At 62.1% G+C, this 15,059-nt stretch carries 12 protein-coding genes; 9 read left to right on the forward strand and 3 right to left on the reverse strand.

Going from position 1 to position 15,059, the window contains the following annotated elements; genetic code table 11:
* Position 1 precedes the first annotated feature (1 nt).
* From murD to lpxC, 9 genes are all read left to right on the forward strand, one after another.
* Positions 2-1,348 carry a UDP-N-acetylmuramoyl-L-alanine--D-glutamate ligase gene (murD, locus tag AB4O09_RS06650; protein ID WP_212799089.1) on the forward strand — a complete coding sequence of 449 codons (1,347 nt, stop codon included), beginning with the start codon at positions 2-4 and terminating at the stop codon, positions 1,346-1,348.
* Positions 1,345-2,562, forward strand: a complete 1,218-nt coding sequence (gene ftsW, locus AB4O09_RS06655) for a putative lipid II flippase FtsW (protein ID WP_003205347.1) — start codon at positions 1,345-1,347, stop codon at positions 2,560-2,562. The genes murD and ftsW overlap by 4 nt, the downstream gene beginning before the upstream one ends.
* Positions 2,552-3,622 carry an undecaprenyldiphospho-muramoylpentapeptide beta-N-acetylglucosaminyltransferase gene (gene murG / locus AB4O09_RS06660; RefSeq protein WP_003205346.1) on the forward strand — a complete coding sequence of 357 codons (1,071 nt, stop codon included), beginning with the start codon at positions 2,552-2,554 and terminating at the stop codon, positions 3,620-3,622. Before ftsW ends, murG begins: the two co-directional genes overlap by 11 nt.
* On the forward strand, positions 3,615-5,075 hold the full coding sequence (gene murC, locus AB4O09_RS06665) for a UDP-N-acetylmuramate--L-alanine ligase (protein ID WP_003205345.1): 1,461 nt from the start codon (positions 3,615-3,617) through the stop codon (positions 5,073-5,075). The genes murG and murC overlap by 8 nt, the downstream gene beginning before the upstream one ends.
* Positions 5,072-6,037 carry a D-alanine--D-alanine ligase gene (locus AB4O09_RS06670; RefSeq protein ID WP_003205344.1) on the forward strand — a complete coding sequence of 322 codons (966 nt, stop codon included), beginning with the start codon at positions 5,072-5,074 and terminating at the stop codon, positions 6,035-6,037. The genes murC and AB4O09_RS06670 overlap by 4 nt, the downstream gene beginning before the upstream one ends.
* Positions 6,038-6,040: 3 nt before the next feature.
* Positions 6,041-6,907, forward strand: coding sequence for a cell division protein FtsQ/DivIB (locus AB4O09_RS06675; RefSeq protein ID WP_013694173.1), 867 nt, complete (start codon positions 6,041-6,043; stop codon positions 6,905-6,907).
* A 15-nt stretch (positions 6,908-6,922) separates the two neighbouring features.
* Positions 6,923-8,182, forward strand: a complete 1,260-nt coding sequence (ftsA, locus tag AB4O09_RS06680; protein ID WP_003205342.1) for a cell division protein FtsA — start codon at positions 6,923-6,925, stop codon at positions 8,180-8,182.
* A gap of 98 nt (positions 8,183-8,280) precedes the next feature.
* Positions 8,281-9,474: a cell division protein FtsZ gene (gene ftsZ, locus AB4O09_RS06685; RefSeq protein ID WP_003205341.1), complete on the forward strand. Its 1,194-nt coding sequence runs from the start codon at positions 8,281-8,283 to the stop codon at positions 9,472-9,474.
* Between the two features lie 112 nt (positions 9,475-9,586).
* The gene (gene lpxC, locus AB4O09_RS06690) at positions 9,587-10,498 is read left to right on the forward strand and encodes a UDP-3-O-acyl-N-acetylglucosamine deacetylase (protein WP_003178240.1); all 912 of its coding nucleotides are present in this window, start codon (positions 9,587-9,589) and stop codon (positions 10,496-10,498) included.
* Positions 10,499-11,288: 790 nt separating this feature from the next.
* Here the strand turns inward: lpxC and AB4O09_RS06695 are convergent.
* From AB4O09_RS06695 to AB4O09_RS06705, 3 genes are all read right to left on the reverse strand, one after another.
* The gene (locus AB4O09_RS06695) at positions 11,289-12,785 is read right to left on the reverse strand and encodes a sensor domain-containing diguanylate cyclase (protein ID WP_003205340.1); all 1,497 of its coding nucleotides are present in this window, start codon (positions 12,783-12,785) and stop codon (positions 11,289-11,291) included.
* Positions 12,786-13,016: 231 nt separating this feature from the next.
* Positions 13,017-14,384, reverse strand: coding sequence for a heavy metal sensor histidine kinase (locus AB4O09_RS06700; protein WP_460108035.1), 1,368 nt, complete (start codon positions 14,382-14,384; stop codon positions 13,017-13,019).
* Positions 14,371-15,054: a heavy metal response regulator transcription factor gene (locus AB4O09_RS06705; protein WP_027911423.1), complete on the reverse strand. Its 684-nt coding sequence runs from the start codon at positions 15,052-15,054 to the stop codon at positions 14,371-14,373. Before AB4O09_RS06705 ends, AB4O09_RS06700 begins: the two co-directional genes overlap by 14 nt.
* Positions 15,055-15,059 lie beyond the last annotated feature (5 nt).

Genomic DNA, 15,059 nt, shown 5'->3' on the forward strand with positions numbered 1-15,059 from the left:
AGTGTCCCTGATCGCTTCTGACCACTTCCGCATCGTTGTCGGTCTCGGCAAGAGCGGCATGTCCCTGGTTCGCTTCCTGGCGAACCGGGGCGTGTCGTTTGCCGTGGCTGATACGCGGGAAAATCCACCTGAGCTGGCCACGCTGCGCCGTGACTATCCGCAGGTGGACGTGCGTTGTGGCGAGCTGGACGTCGAATTCCTGTGCCGCGCCGATGAGCTCTACGTGAGCCCCGGCCTGGCCCTGGCGACTCCGGCCCTGCAGGCGGCCGCTGCCCGTGGCGTGAAATTGTCCGGCGACATCGAGCTGTTCGCGCGTAACGCCAAGGCGCCGATCATCGCCATCAGCGGTTCCAATGCCAAGAGCACCGTCACCACCCTTGTGGGCGAGATGGCCGCGGCGGCCGGCAAGCGCGTCGCCGTGGGCGGCAACCTTGGTACCCCGGCACTGGACCTGCTCAGTGACGACGTCGAGTTGTACGTGATGGAGCTGTCGAGCTTCCAGCTGGAAACCACCGACCACCTGGGCGCCGAAGTGGCGACCGTGCTCAACGTCAGCGAAGACCACATGGACCGCTACAGCGGCCTGCCGGCTTATCACCTGGCCAAGCACCGGATCTTCCGTGGTGCCCGGCAAGTGGTGTTCAACCGCCAGGACGCCCTGACTCGTCCGTTGTTGGGCGAGGGCATGCCGTGCTGGTCCTTCGGCCTGGGCGTGCCGGACTTCAAAGGCTTCGGGTTGCGCGAAGAGAATGGCGAGAAATACCTGGCCTTCGAATTCCAGAACCTGATGCCGGTGCGCGAACTGAAGATTCGTGGCGCCCACAACCAGGCCAATGCCCTGGCCGCGTTGGCCCTGGGGCATGCGGTCGGCCTGCCGTTCGACGCCATGCTCTCGGCCCTGCGCACCTTCGCCGGCCTTGAGCACCGCTGCCAGTGGGTGCGCGACCTGGACGGCGTGGCCTGGTACAACGACTCCAAGGCCACCAATGTCGGTGCCGCACTGGCGGCCATCGAAGGGTTGGGCGCGGACATTGAAGGCAAGCTCGTGCTGATCGCCGGCGGCGACGGCAAGGGCGCCGACTTCAAGGACCTGCGTGACCCGGTGGCGGCCAACTGCCGTGCCGTAGTGCTGATGGGCCGCGATCGCGAATTGATCGCCCAGGCCCTCGGCGATGCCGTGCCGCTGGTTCGGGTCGGTTCGCTGGACGAGGCGGTGCAACAGTGCCGCGCCCTTGCGCAACCGGGCGATGCGGTGCTGTTGTCACCGGCCTGCGCCAGTTTCGACATGTTCAAGAACTATGAAGAGCGTGGGCAGTTGTTCGCCCGGGCCGCGGAGGACTTGGCATGAGCCTGATGAACATCATCAAGCCGTACCCGTCGCCGCTGATCACCGGGCGCGGCATCGACCTGGATTTCCCGATGCTTGCCGGTTGCCTGGCCTTGCTGGGCCTTGGCCTGGTGATGATCACCTCCGCGTCGTCGGAAGTGGCCGCCGTGCAGTCGGGCAACACGCTTTACCACATGATCCGCCACTTGGTTTACCTGGTGATCGGCCTGGGCGCGTGCATCGTCACCATGATGGTACCGATCGCCACCTGGCAGCGCCTGGGCTGGATGATGCTGCTCGGTGCCTTCGGCCTGTTGGTGATGGTGCTGGTGCCGGGCATTGGCCGCGAGGTCAACGGCTCCATGCGCTGGATCGGCTTCAGTTTCTTCAACGTGCAGCCTTCGGAAATCGCCAAGGTCTTCGTGGTGATTTTTCTCGCCGGTTACCTGGTGCGTCGCCAGAAAGAAGTGCGCGAGAGCTGGATGGGCTTTTTCAAGCCGTTCATCGTGCTGCTGCCGATGGCGGGCCTGCTGCTGATGGAGCCGGACTTCGGCGCCACGGTGGTGATGATGGGCGCGGCGGCGGCGATGCTGTTCCTGGGTGGCGTCGGGCTGTTCCGTTTCATCCTGATGGTGGCATTGGCAGTGGCGGCCGTGACCGTGTTGGTCCAGGCGCAGCCTTATCGGATGGCACGTTTGATCACTTTCACCGACCCGTGGGCCGACCAGTTCGGTTCCGGCTATCAATTGACCCAGGCGCTGATCGCCTTCGGTCGCGGCGAATGGCTGGGCGTAGGCCTGGGCAACAGCGTGCAGAAGCAGTTCTACCTGCCGGAAGCCCACACCGACTTCGTGTTCTCGGTATTGGCCGAAGAGCTGGGCGTGGTGGGGTCCTTGTGCACCGTGGCCTTGTTCGTATTCGTCTGCGTGCGCGGCATGTACATCGGCTTGTGGGCCGAGAAGGCCAAGCAGTTTTTTGCCGCCTACGTGGCGTATGGCTTGTCGTTCCTGTGGATCGGCCAGTTCCTGATCAACATCGGCGTGAACGTCGGCCTGTTGCCGACCAAGGGCCTGACGCTGCCGTTCCTCAGTTATGGCGGCAGCTCCTTGGTGATCTGCTGTGCCTGTCTCGGCCTGTTGCTGCGCATCGAATGGGAGAGTCGAACCCACCTGGGCAGCGAAGAGATGGAATTCCAGGAGAGCGACTTCGCCGAGGAGCCGACTCATGGGCGCTAACGTGCTGATCATGGCGGGCGGTACCGGCGGGCACGTGTTCCCGGCGCTGGCCTGTGCCCGGGAGTTCCAGGCGCGCGGCTACACCGTGCACTGGCTGGGCACGCCACGGGGCATCGAGAACGAACTGGTGCCAGCTGCTGGTCTTGAGCTGCACCGGATCGACGCCAGCGGCCTGCGGGGCAAGGGCAAGTTGTCGTTGCTCAAGGCGCCGCTGATGCTGCTCAAGTCGGTCTGGCAGGCGCGGGCGATCATCCGTCGGTTGCGCCCGGTGTGCGTGGTGGGGTTTGGCGGTTATGTGACCGGTCCCGGCGGTGTTGCGGCGAAATTGGCCGGTGTGCCGGTGATCGTTCACGAGCAGAACGCCGTGGCCGGTACCGCCAATCGGTTACTGGTGCCGTTGGCCGCCCGGGTCTGTGAAGCCTTTCCCGACACCTTTACCCTGTCGGGCAGCCGCCGCACCACCGGTAATCCGGTGCGTACCGAGCTGTTTTTCGATACACCGCGCCCGGCCCTGGCTGGACGCAAGGCGCGTTTGCTGGTCCTGGGCGGAAGCCTGGGGGCCGAACCGTTGAACAAATTGCTGCCCGAAGCCCTGTCGCAGATCGCCCCCGAACTGCGCCCGGAAGTGTTTCACCAGGCCGGCAAAAACCACGATGAAGTGACCGCCGAGCGCTACCGCGCCGCTGGCGTCGAGGCGCAAGTGCAGCCTTTCATCAAAGACATGGCCCAGGCCTATGGCTGGGCCGACCTGGTGGTCTGCCGCGCAGGCGCGCTGACCATCAGTGAACTGGCTGCCGCCGGTCTGCCTTCGATGCTGGTGCCTTTGCCCCACGCCATCGACGATCACCAGACCCGTAATGCCGATTATTTGGCCCGTGAAGGCGCTGCCTTCCTGATGCCGCAAAGAACGACTGGCGCCGCGGATCTTGCCGCCCGCCTGACAGAGGTTTTGATGCAGCCGCAACGACTTGAAGACATGGCCCGCGCCGCCCGCCGCCTGGCCAAACCCGATGCCACGACCCAAGTGGTCGATACCTGCCTGGAGGTGGCCCATGGTTGAGAATCGCAAAGCCATGCCGCAACCGGAAATGCGCCGTATCCGCCGCATCCACTTCGTCGGTATCGGCGGCGTGGGCATGTGCGGGATCGCCGAGGTGCTGCTGAACCTGGGTTACCAGGTCTCGGGTTCCGACCTGAAGGCCTCCCCGGTCACCGAGCGCCTGGAATCCTTCGGCGCGCAGATCTTTATCGGCCACCGTGCCGAGAACGCCGCCAATGCCGACGTGCTGGTGGTTTCCAGTGCCGTGAACACCTCCAACCCGGAAGTCGCCACCGCCCTGGAGCGCCGTATCCCCGTGGTACCACGGGCCGAGATGCTGGCCGAGCTGATGCGCTATCGCCACGGCATCGCCGTCGCCGGTACCCACGGCAAGACCACCACCACCAGCCTGATCGCCTCGGTGTTCGCGGCCGGTGGCCTGGACCCGACTTTCGTGATCGGCGGTCGCCTGAACGCCGCGGGCACCAATGCCCAACTGGGCACCAGCCGCTACCTGATCGCCGAAGCCGACGAGAGCGATGCGAGTTTCCTGCACCTGCAACCGCTGGTGGCCGTGGTCACCAACATCGACGCCGACCACATGGCGACCTACGACGGCGACTTCAACAAACTGAAGAAAACCTTCGTCGAGTTCCTGCACAACCTGCCGTTCTACGGTTTGGCGGTGGTGTGCCTGGACGACCCAGTGGTGCGCGAAATCCTGCCGCTGATCAAGCGTCCGACCATGACCTACGGTTTCGGCGAAGAAGCCGACGTGCGCGCCATCAACGTGCGCCAGCAAGGCATGCAGACGTTCTTCACCGTGCTGCGCCCTGATCGCGAGCCATTGGATGTGTCGGTGAACATGCCCGGCAACCACAACGTGCTCAACGCCTTGGCCACCATTTGCATCGCCACCGACGAAGGCGTCAGTGATGAAGCCATCGTCCAGGGCCTGTCCGGGTTCCAGGGCGTGGGCCGACGTTTCCAGGTCTACGGCGAACTGCCGGTGGACGGCGGCAACGTGATGCTGGTGGACGACTACGGCCACCACCCGACCGAAGTCGCGGCGGTAATCAAGGCCGTGCGCGGTGGCTGGCCGGAACGCCGCCTGGTGATGGTCTACCAGCCACACCGCTACAGCCGCACCCGCGACCTGTATGACGATTTCGTCCAGGTGCTGGCCGACGCCAACGTGTTGCTGTTGATGGAAGTCTACCCGGCCGGTGAAGAGCCGATCCCGGGGGCCGACAGCCGCCAGCTGTGCCACAGCATTCGCCAGCGCGGCCAGTTGGATCCGATCTACATCGAACGCGGCGTGGACCTCGCGCCGCTGGTCAAGCCGCTGCTGCGCGCCGGCGACATCCTGCTGTGCCAGGGTGCCGGTGACATTGGGGGCCTGGCTCCGAAACTGTTGAACAGTCCGTTATTCGCCGGGGCAATCGTGGCTTCCAGCGAGGGGAAACTGAAATGACTGCTGCCTACGCCAACCTGGTCTCGACCCTTGATCCGAAAGCCTTCGGCCGCGTTGCCGTGCTGTTCGGCGGCAAGAGCGCCGAGCGCGAGGTGTCCCTCAAGTCCGGCAATGCCGTGCTGCAAGCCCTGCAAAGCGCCGGTGTCGACGCATTCGGCATCGACGTGGGCGACGACTTCCTGCAGCGCCTGCTGAGCGAAAAGATCGACCGCGCATTCATCATCCTTCATGGTCGCGGTGGTGAAGACGGCAGCATGCAAGGTCTGCTCGAATGCCTGGGCATTCCCTACACCGGCAGCGGCATCCTGGCTTCCGCCCTGGCGATGGACAAGCTGCGCACCAAGCAGGTCTGGCACAGTCTCGGCATTCCGACGCCGCGTCACGCCGTGCTGGCATCCGAGGCCGATTGTATTTCGGCGGCCACGGAACTGGGCTTCCCTTTGATCGTCAAACCGGCCCATGAAGGTTCAAGTATCGGCATGGCGAAAGTGAATTCGCTGCCTGAGTTGACCGCGGCATGGAAAGACGCCAGTTCCTACGATTCGCAAGTGTTGGTCGAACAATGGATCACCGGTCCCGAGTTCACCATCGCCACCCTGCGTGACCAGGTATTGCCTCCGATTGCGCTGGGCACGCCCCACACGTTCTATGACTACGACGCCAAGTACGTCGCCAACGATACCCAGTACCGCATTCCCTGCGGGCTGGACGCCGCCAAGGAAAAAGAACTGATGGACCTCACGGCCAAGGCCTGTGAGGCGCTGGGTATCGCCGGTTGGGGCAGGGCAGACGTGATGCAGGACGCCGATGGGCAGTTCTGGTTCCTGGAAGTCAACACCGCGCCTGGCATGACCGACCACAGCCTGGTGCCAATGGCGGCGCGCGCCGCCGGTCTGGATTTCCAGCAACTGGTGGTGTCGATCCTGGCCGCCAGTGTCGGCCATCAAGAGCCAAGAGGTTAAGCCATGCAAGGCGCATCGCTTCGTCATCAGCCATCCGCACCCGGTCGCAAGCCGGTGCCGCGGGGTGCCAGCCGAATGGTGGCCAAAGAGCCGATGTCGGCGCGCTTGCCGAAAGCCAATTTTGGCTTTCTCAAGAGCCTGTTCTGGCCGGTGCTGCTGGTGGCGTTGGGGTTCGGTACGTATGAAGGCGCGCAACGGTTGCTGCCTTATGCCGACCGGCCGATCGCCCGGATCAACGTCCAGGGCGACCTGAGCTACATCAGCCAGCAGGCCGTGCAGCAGCGGATCGCTCCGTTCGTCGCGTCGAGTTTCTTCACCATCGACCTGGCGGGCATGCGCAAGGAACTGGAGCAGATGCCTTGGATCGCCCACGCCGAAGTCCGCCGGGTGTGGCCTGACCAGGTGTCGATCCGCCTGGAAGAGCAATTGCCGGTGGCCCGTTGGGGCGACGAGTCGTTGTTGAACAACCAGGGCCAGGCGTTTACGCCGCGGGAACTGGCCAACTATGAACATTTGCCACAACTGTTCGGCCCACAGCGGGCCCAGCAGCAAGTGATGCAGCAATACCAGGTGTTGAGCCAGATGTTGCGGCCATTGGGCTTCTCCATCGCGCGCCTGGAATTGCGTGAGCGCGGCAGTTGGTTCCTGACCACTGGCGCGGGTAGCTCGGGGCCGGGCATCGAGCTGTTGCTCGGTCGCGGCAACCTGGTGGAAAAGATGCGCCGCTTCATCGCCATCTATGACAAGACGCTTAAAGAACAGATTACGAACATTGCGCGCATCGATCTGCGCTACGCCAACGGCCTGGCTGTTGGCTGGCGGGAACCTGTAGCGCCCACGACGGCCGTACCCGCCGTCGCGAAGAATTAAGAAGAGGCAGGACCCATGGCAAACGTGCAAAGCGGGAAAATGATCGTCGGTCTCGATATCGGCACTTCCAAGGTGGTGGCGCTGGTAGGCGAAGTCGCGGACGACGGCACGCTGGTCATCGTCGGGATCGGTACACACCCGTCCCGTGGCTTGAAAAAAGGCGTGGTGGTGAACATCGAGTCCACCGTGCAATCGATCCAGCGCGCCATCGAAGAGGCGCAGCTGATGGCCGGTTGCCGGATCCACTCGGCGTTCGTCGGCGTGGCGGGCAATCACATCCGCAGCCTGAACTCCCACGGTATCGTGGCCATTCGTGATCGCGAAGTCAGCTCCGCCGACCTTGAGCGCGTGCTCGACGCGGCCCAGGCCGTGGCGATCCCGGCCGACCAGCGTGTGCTGCACACCCTGCCGCAGGATTACGTGATCGATAACCAGGAAGGCGTGCGTGAGCCCCTGGGCATGTCCGGCGTGCGCCTGGAAGCCAAGGTCCACGTGGTGACCTGTGCGGTGAATGCTGCGCAGAACATCGAGAAATGCGTGCGCCGCTGCGGCCTGGAAATCGACGACATCATCCTCGAGCAACTGGCCTCGGCCTACTCGGTGCTGACCGACGACGAGAAAGAGCTGGGCGTGTGCCTGGTGGACATCGGCGGCGGCACCACCGACATCGCGATCTTCACCGAAGGCGCCATTCGCCACACGGCGGTGATCCCGATTGCCGGTGACCAGGTGACCAACGACATCGCCATGGCGTTGCGCACCCCGACCCAGTACGCCGAGGAAATCAAGATCCGTTACGCCTGTGCCCTGGCGAAGCTGGCCGGTGCTGGCGAAACCATCAAGGTGCCAAGCGTTGGCGACCGTCCACCGCGCGAGCTGTCGCGCCAGGCCTTGGCCGAGGTGGTCGAGCCGCGTTACGACGAGCTGTTCACGCTGATCCAGGCCGAACTGCGTCGCAGTGGCTACGAAGACCTGATCCCGGCCGGCATCGTGCTGACCGGCGGTACGTCGAAGATGGAAGGCGCGGTCGAGCTGGCCGAAGAGATTTTCCACATGCCGGTGCGCCTGGGCGTGCCCCATGGCGTCAAGGGCCTGGATGACGTGGTCCGCAACCCGATCTATTCCACCGGCGTGGGCCTGTTGATGTACGGCCTGCAGAAGCAGTCCGACGGGATTTCGTTCTCAGGCATCGGCAGCCGCGACAGCTACAGCAGCGACGAGCCGAAGGCTCCGCTGTTCGAGCGGCTCCAGGCTTGGGTCAAAGGCAACTTTTAAACAGTTTCAAAGCTTCACGCGGCAGGTTTCAGGCTTGGCGCTGGAAGACGCAGCAAACGCAGTAGGCGAAAAAACTAGAGAATGAAAGGAGAGGGAAAATGTTCGAACTCGTAGACAACATCCCCGCTAGCCCGGTTATCAAAGTAATCGGTGTCGGCGGTGGCGGCGGCAACGCTGTCAACCACATGGTCAAGAGCAACATTGAAGGCGTTGAATTCATCTGCGCCAACACTGATGCCCAAGCGCTGAAATCCATCGGCGCGCGGACCATCCTGCAATTGGGCACTGGCGTGACCAAAGGCCTGGGCGCCGGCGCCAACCCGGAAGTCGGTCGTCAGGCCGCTCTTGAAGACCGTGAGCGCATCGCAGAAGTCCTGCAAGGCACCAACATGGTGTTCATCACCACGGGCATGGGCGGCGGCACCGGTACTGGTGCGGCGCCGATCATCGCCGAAGTGGCCAAGGAAATGGGGATCCTCACCGTTGCGGTGGTGACTCGTCCGTTCCCTTTCGAAGGCCGCAAGCGTATGCAGATCGCCGACGAAGGTATCCGTCTGCTGTCTGAAAGCGTCGACTCGTTGATCACCATTCCCAACGAGAAGCTGCTGACCATCCTGGGTAAAGACGCAAGCCTGCTGTCGGCTTTCGCCAAGGCTGACGACGTGCTGGCCGGTGCCGTTCGCGGTATCTCCGACATCATCAAGCGTCCAGGCATGATCAACGTCGACTTTGCCGACGTACGGACTGTCATGAGCGAAATGGGCATGGCGATGATGGGCACTGGCTGCGCCAGCGGTCCGAACCGTGCACGCGAGGCCACCGAAGCGGCCATCCGCAACCCGTTGCTCGAAGACGTGAACCTGCAAGGTGCACGCGGCATCCTGGTGAACATCACCGCCGGTCCTGACCTGTCCCTGGGTGAGTACTCCGACGTGGGTAGCATCATCGAAGCCTTCGCTTCCGAGCACGCGATGGTCAAGGTCGGTACCGTTATCGATCCGGACATGCGCGACGAGTTGCACGTTACCGTGGTTGCCACCGGTCTGGGCGCGAAAATCGAGAAGCCTGTGAAGGTCATCGACAACACCGTTCACACCTCCATGGCTTCGCAACCGCAACAACAAGTGGCTTCGCGTCAGGAAGCGCCTGCGGTGAACTACCGTGACCTGGACCGTCCGACCGTCATGCGCAACCAGGCCCAGGCCGGTACAGCGACTGCCGCGAAGATGAATCCGCAAGACGATCTGGATTACCTGGACATCCCGGCTTTCCTGCGTCGTCAGGCCGATTGATGAAATGTATCAGGGGGATACGGGTGATTGGTGTTCAGCAAAGGTCTGGTCTGCTATCATCGCCAGCCTTTGTTGATACCAGTTCGCAATTTGCGCTGAAGCGGCCCATGCCATGATTAAACAACGCACCCTGAAGAATATTATCCGTGCCACAGGTGTCGGCTTGCACTCCGGCGAGAAGGTCTACCTGACCCTCAAGCCCGCGCCTATCGATACCGGCATTGTGTTTTGTCGTGCCGACCTCGACCCTGTGGTGCAGATTCCTGCTCGCGCGGAAAACGTTGGTGAAACCACTATGTCGACCACTCTGGTCAACGGTGACACCAAAGTGGATACGGTGGAGCATTTGCTCTCGGCCATGGCTGGCCTGGGCATCGATAACGCCTACGTCGAGCTCTCCGCGTCCGAAGTCCCGATCATGGATGGCAGTGCCGGACCCTTCGTATTCCTGATTCAATCGGCAGGCCTGGAAGAGCAGGATGCCGCCAAGAAGTTCATCCGCATCCTGCGGGAAGTGACAGTGGAAGACGGCGACAAGCGCGCCACTTTCGTCCCTTTCGAAGGTTTCAAGGTGAGCTTCGAGATCGATTTCGATCACCCGGTTTTCCGTGACCGCACCCAGAGTGCAAGCGTGGATTTTTCCAGCACTTCGTTCGTAAAAGAAGTCAGCCGCGCCCGTACCTTTGGTTTCATGAGTGACATCGAGTACCTGCGCAAGCACAACCTCGCACTCGGCGGCAGTGTTGAAAACGCGATCGTGGTCGATTCCGATGGTGTATTGAACGAAGACGGCCTTCGCTATGAAGACGAATTCGTCAAACACAAGATTCTCGATGCAATCGGCGACCTCTACCTGCTGGGCAATAGCCTGATTGGTGAGTTCAAGGGCTTCAAGTCCGGCCATGCACTGAACAACCAGCTGCTGCGCAAGTTGATTGAGCAGAAAGATGCTTGGGAAGTCGTGACGTTCGAAGACGCCAGCACCGCACCAATCTCCTACATGCGCCCTGTTGCGGCCGTGTAGGCAAAAAAACCTCTCTAGTTTTTGAAGGCTGCCTTTGGGTGGCCTTTTTTTATGGGCGCTTTCTTGGTGTTTATATCCGTTATTTCGGTAACGGCGGCTTATGGTTCCGCCCTTACGGCGGGTCACTTTTGGAAGAGCCGGGAGCCGGACCAGCCAAAAGTAACCAAAAGCGCTTTGCCCCACCACTCGGCACCTCGCCTAGGCTCGGTGTGCCCGAACGAAGGCATTGCTCCGTGGGTCCGTGTGGTTAACGGGGCGCCCGAGATCAACGTCCACCACGAGGCGGCCTAACAGCCGACCTGGCTCTCCTGGTCGTACACCTGTCAGATCTGTGGGAGCAAAGCTTGCTCGCGATGAGGCCGGCAAGCCCAGCATCCATGTGACTGAACCACCGCCATCGCGAGCAGGCTCGCTCCCACAGGGGAAACGCGCTCCCCATCAAGAACCAGGTCGGCTGTTAGGCCGCCTCGCGGTGGACGTTGATCTCGGGCGCCCCGTTAACCACGCTGGCTGAACGCAGGTATTGCGCAGTGGGCAACCCGGCATGGATGCCGGGTTAGCCGCGCTGGGCCATGGATGGCCCTTCGCGGCGGCCCACGGAGCAATGCCTTCGTTCAGGCATGCCGAGCCTAAGCGAGGCACCAAGTGGTGGGGCATGAGCGTTTTGCTTACTTTTGACTGGGCCGGCTTCCGGGCTTCTCAAAAGTGAGCCGCTGCAAGAGCGGAACCGCCAGTGGCCGTTACCGCAGCAACGGATATACACACTAAGTGAACAGCCACAGGGAAAGCGTCACATCGCGCAAACCACACGATTTCGCCCACTGGACTTGGCCTGGTACAGCGCCTTGTCCGCCGCGAACAACAGTTGTTGGAGCTCGCCATACGGCCCGTTTACCCAAGTGGCGATGCCGATACTGACCGTCATCGGCGCTTCCCCCTCGGCCACAGGCAGCAACTGTTCAACTGCTTCGCGAATGTTCTGGGCCATGGTGAACGCGCCAGCGGTGGTGGTCTCGGGCAGCACAACCGAGAACTCTTCACCACCGTAGCGCGCTGCCAGGTCGGCAGGGCGACGGACATGCTTGCTGATCAACTGCGCCAAGGTTCGCAAGGCCTCATCACCCCGTTGATGGCCATGACGGTCGTTGAATGCCTTGAAGTGATCGGCATCGATCATCAGCACAGACAACGGTTGCCCCGAACGTTGGGCACGCAGCCATTCCTGTTGCAACGTCTCGTCCAGTGTTCGTCGGTTGGCCAGTCCTGTAAGGGAGTCGACGGATGCCAGTTGAGCCAATTCCCGTTCAGCTCTGTAGCGGCGTCGCAATTCGCGGCGCAGCAGCCAGGTGAGCCAGAGCAAACCGATGCAGAGTGCGCCAGTGGCGCCACTGACCAGCAATGCCGTGCGTTGCCATGACGCGAACACCTCTTGAGAGGAGAGCGCCACCACGACGATCAATGGCAGGTTGCCCACCTGGGAAAAAGTGTACAGGCGCGGCTTCTGATCCTGGCCGGAAATGCTGGTGAAGCTCCCATTGCCTTCGCGCAGGATTCGCATGAAATTCGGTCGGTGACTGAAGTCCTTGCCTGTCAGGTCTTCGGCCAAGGGGGGCTCTTGTGCCAGCAGGATACCGTCGCGGCTGACCAGGTTGACCGTGCCGCCATGACCAATGTTCAGGCTCTTGAACAATTGGTTGAAGTAGCTAAGGCGCATCGCAGCCTCGGCCACGCCCATGAACTCACCCCGTTCATCGCTCAATCGATAGCTGAAACTGATGCGCCATTCATGCCCATGACTTCTGGAGTGGAACGGGCGGCTGATCATCATGCCCGGGTTCGGATCTTGGATATGGGACTGGAAATACTCCCGATCGGCATAGTTGCCTATACGTGGCGTGATCGAGGCGGAGTCAGCGATCACATCGCCGCGTTTGTCCAGCAGCAGGATGTCGCCTTTGTAGGGGGCGGCGGTGGCGCGGTCGAATAGCGCCAGATGGCGAATCGCCGGCGAAACGTCTTTCAGGTCTTCGCGTTTGGCGGCCGAGACCAAACCTTGCAGCGACAGATCGTAGAGCTCCACGTTACGCAGCACGTCGGCGTCAATCAGTTGCACGATATTGTTCGCCGCACGTGTTGCTGCCTGTTGTGCGGCGGCATGTTCGCGAATCAGCAGGAAAGTCACGATGCTCAGGATGGCAATGACAACCAGCGAACTGGCCAGTACGAGTACCCGTTCTGAACGTATCGAAGGCGGGGTGTTGCCGGGTGTCGCACTGCGCGCGCTCATGGGTCCGATGTCTGCATTGTGATGTGGCTGGGATCCGTCCCAAAGGATTGCAAACCGGCAATGAACCAGATGCTGGCCTTTTGCTGATTGTGCTTGGATCGGTGAGGGCGGGCAATCAGTGTTTGCGCAATAAATGGGTAGGAGCTGCTGAAGGCTGCGATCTGACGATTCTGATCGAGTTGGCTTTCGCCCAGCATTCAATGCTGGAAAAGATCGAACCTTGTGGAGGCCTCAGGCTGGCAAGCGGATCCCGAATGTGTTGGCGCCCTGGTCACTGCGCACGAATACGTCCCCGCCATGCATCAGTGCGATGGCCTTGACGATGGCCAGACCCAGCCCATGGTTGGCGCCACTGTTGCTGCGCGAGGCATCGACGCGATAGAAGCGTTCGAACAGGCGCGGCAGGTGCTCGCTGGCAATCGGTTCGCCGGGGTTGGTGACCGCGAGGGTGATCTGGTCGCCAAGGGCTTCGATGTGCACGTCGATCACTTGCCCGGGGGCGGTGTGCTGTACGGCATTGCTCAGCAGGTTGATCAGCGCCCGCCGCAGGTGGGCGATCTCGATGTTGGCCTGGGCATCGCCGCTGACCCGGACCTGGACCTGGGCGTCTTCGAGAATGAAGTCCAGGTAGTCGAGGGTGGTGGCCACTTCGCTGGCCAGGGAGGTGCTGGTCAGTTTGGTGGCCTTGCTGCCTTGGTCGGCGCTGGCCAGGAACAGCATGTCGTTGATGATCGAGCGCAGCCGCTCCAACTCTTCGAGATTCGATTGCAATACTTCGAAGTAGTGTTCGGCCGAGCGCCCACGGGTCAGTGCTACCTGGGTCTGGCCGATCAGGTTGGTCAGGGGCGAGCGTAATTCATGGGCGACGTCGGCGTTGAACGATTCCAGCCGCGAGTAAGCCTGTTCGACCCGGTCGAGGGTGGCGTTGAAGGAACTGACGAACTGACTCAGCTCCGGCGGCAAGGGCGATAGCTGCAAGCGCCCGGACAGGCGGGGCGGGGCCAGGCGCCGGGCTTCATCGGACAGCTTTATCAGCGGCTTGAGGCCGATGCGTGCGACCCAGTAGCCCAGCAACGAAGCCAGGAACACACCGACAATCGCCAGGCTCACCAGTGCCACCAGCAGGCGATGCTGGGTCTGGTAGAAGGTCTCGGTGTCGATGCCGATCATGAAGCGCAGCGGTGGACGCTGGTCCTTGGCCGGGAATTGGCTCACCAGCACTTTCATCGGGTAGTGTCGTTGGGGCAAGGTCAGGTCGCGCTTACCCAGGGCGCCTTGGGCAAAGGCACGGATCTGCGCATCGGGATTGCCGTATTCAAAGCGCGGATCGTCGCTGACGATCCAGAAATGGATGCGCTTGTCTTCTTCTCCGAGCAATCGCAGCTTGTTGTTGATCTTCACCCAGTGTTCAGGCGTGCCGTAGCGGCCAACGGTGGACTCCAGGACACTGTAGCGGGCATCGAGCTCGGCTTCGGGCAATAGGCCCAGGCCCTTGGCGACCTGCTGGTATAAAGCGCCCCCGATCAACAGGAACACCAGTGCCGCCACCAGCGTGAACATGCCGCTCAAGCGCAGGGCGATGCTGTCAGGGACGGTCATCGCTGCGACTCTCCAGCACATAACCCATGCCGCGAATGGTGTGCAGCAACTTCTGTTCGAACGGCCCATCGAGCTTGGCTCGCAAGCGTTTGATCGCCACTTCCACCACGTTGGCGTCACTGTCGAAGTTGATGTCCCAGACCATTTCGGCAATGGCGGTTTTCGAGAGGATTTCGCCCTGGCGGCGGGCCAGGACACTGAGCAGGGAGAACTCCTTGGCCGTCAGGTCCAGGCGCTGGCCGGCCCGTGTGGCCTTGCGGCTGATCAGGTCGATCCACAGGTCGGCGATGCTCACCTGCACCGGTTCATGGCCGCCGCTGCGACGAGTCAGGGCTTGCAGGCGGGCCACCAGTTCGAGAAAGGAGAAGGGCTTGCCCAGGTAGTCATCGGCGCCGTCGCGCAAGCCCTTGATGCGGTCCTCGACCCGTTCCCGGGCGGTAAGCATGATCACCGGTGTCTGCTTGCGGGCGCGCAGGGCTCGCAGTACGCCGAAGCCGTCCAGGCCCGGTAGCATTACGTCGAGCACGATCACCGCGTAGTCGGTTTCCAGGGCCAGGTGCAGCCCCTCGATGCCGTCCGGCGCCACGTCCACGGTGTAACCCTGTTCGGTCAGGCCGCGGTGCAGATAGTCCGCGGTTTTTTCTTCGTCTTCGATAATCAGAACGCGCATGGCCC

The sequence above is a fragment of the Pseudomonas sp. H1_F01 genome (assembly GCF_054681425.1).

Excerpts from the sequence above, each read along its gene's own strand:
- murG (WP_003205346.1), top strand. The coding sequence starts at position 2,552 with ATGGGCGCTAACGTGCTGATCATGGCGGGCGGTACCGGCGGGCACGTG.
- AB4O09_RS06700 (WP_460108035.1), bottom strand. The coding sequence starts at position 14,384 with ATGACCGTCCCTGACAGCATCGCCCTGCGCTTGAGCGGCATGTTCACG.
- AB4O09_RS06670 (WP_003205344.1), top strand. The coding sequence starts at position 5,072 with ATGACTGCTGCCTACGCCAACCTGGTCTCGACCCTTGATCCGAAAGCC.
- AB4O09_RS06695 (WP_003205340.1), bottom strand. The coding sequence starts at position 12,785 with ATGAGCGCGCGCAGTGCGACACCCGGCAACACCCCGCCTTCGATACGT.
- ftsW (WP_003205347.1), top strand. The coding sequence starts at position 1,345 with ATGAGCCTGATGAACATCATCAAGCCGTACCCGTCGCCGCTGATCACC.
- ftsA (WP_003205342.1), top strand. The coding sequence starts at position 6,923 with ATGGCAAACGTGCAAAGCGGGAAAATGATCGTCGGTCTCGATATCGGC.
- ftsZ (WP_003205341.1), top strand. The coding sequence starts at position 8,281 with ATGTTCGAACTCGTAGACAACATCCCCGCTAGCCCGGTTATCAAAGTA.
- AB4O09_RS06705 (WP_027911423.1), bottom strand. The coding sequence starts at position 15,054 with ATGCGCGTTCTGATTATCGAAGACGAAGAAAAAACCGCGGACTATCTG.
- AB4O09_RS06675 (WP_013694173.1), top strand. The coding sequence starts at position 6,041 with ATGCAAGGCGCATCGCTTCGTCATCAGCCATCCGCACCCGGTCGCAAG.
- murC (WP_003205345.1), top strand. The coding sequence starts at position 3,615 with ATGGTTGAGAATCGCAAAGCCATGCCGCAACCGGAAATGCGCCGTATC.
- lpxC (WP_003178240.1), top strand. The coding sequence starts at position 9,587 with ATGATTAAACAACGCACCCTGAAGAATATTATCCGTGCCACAGGTGTC.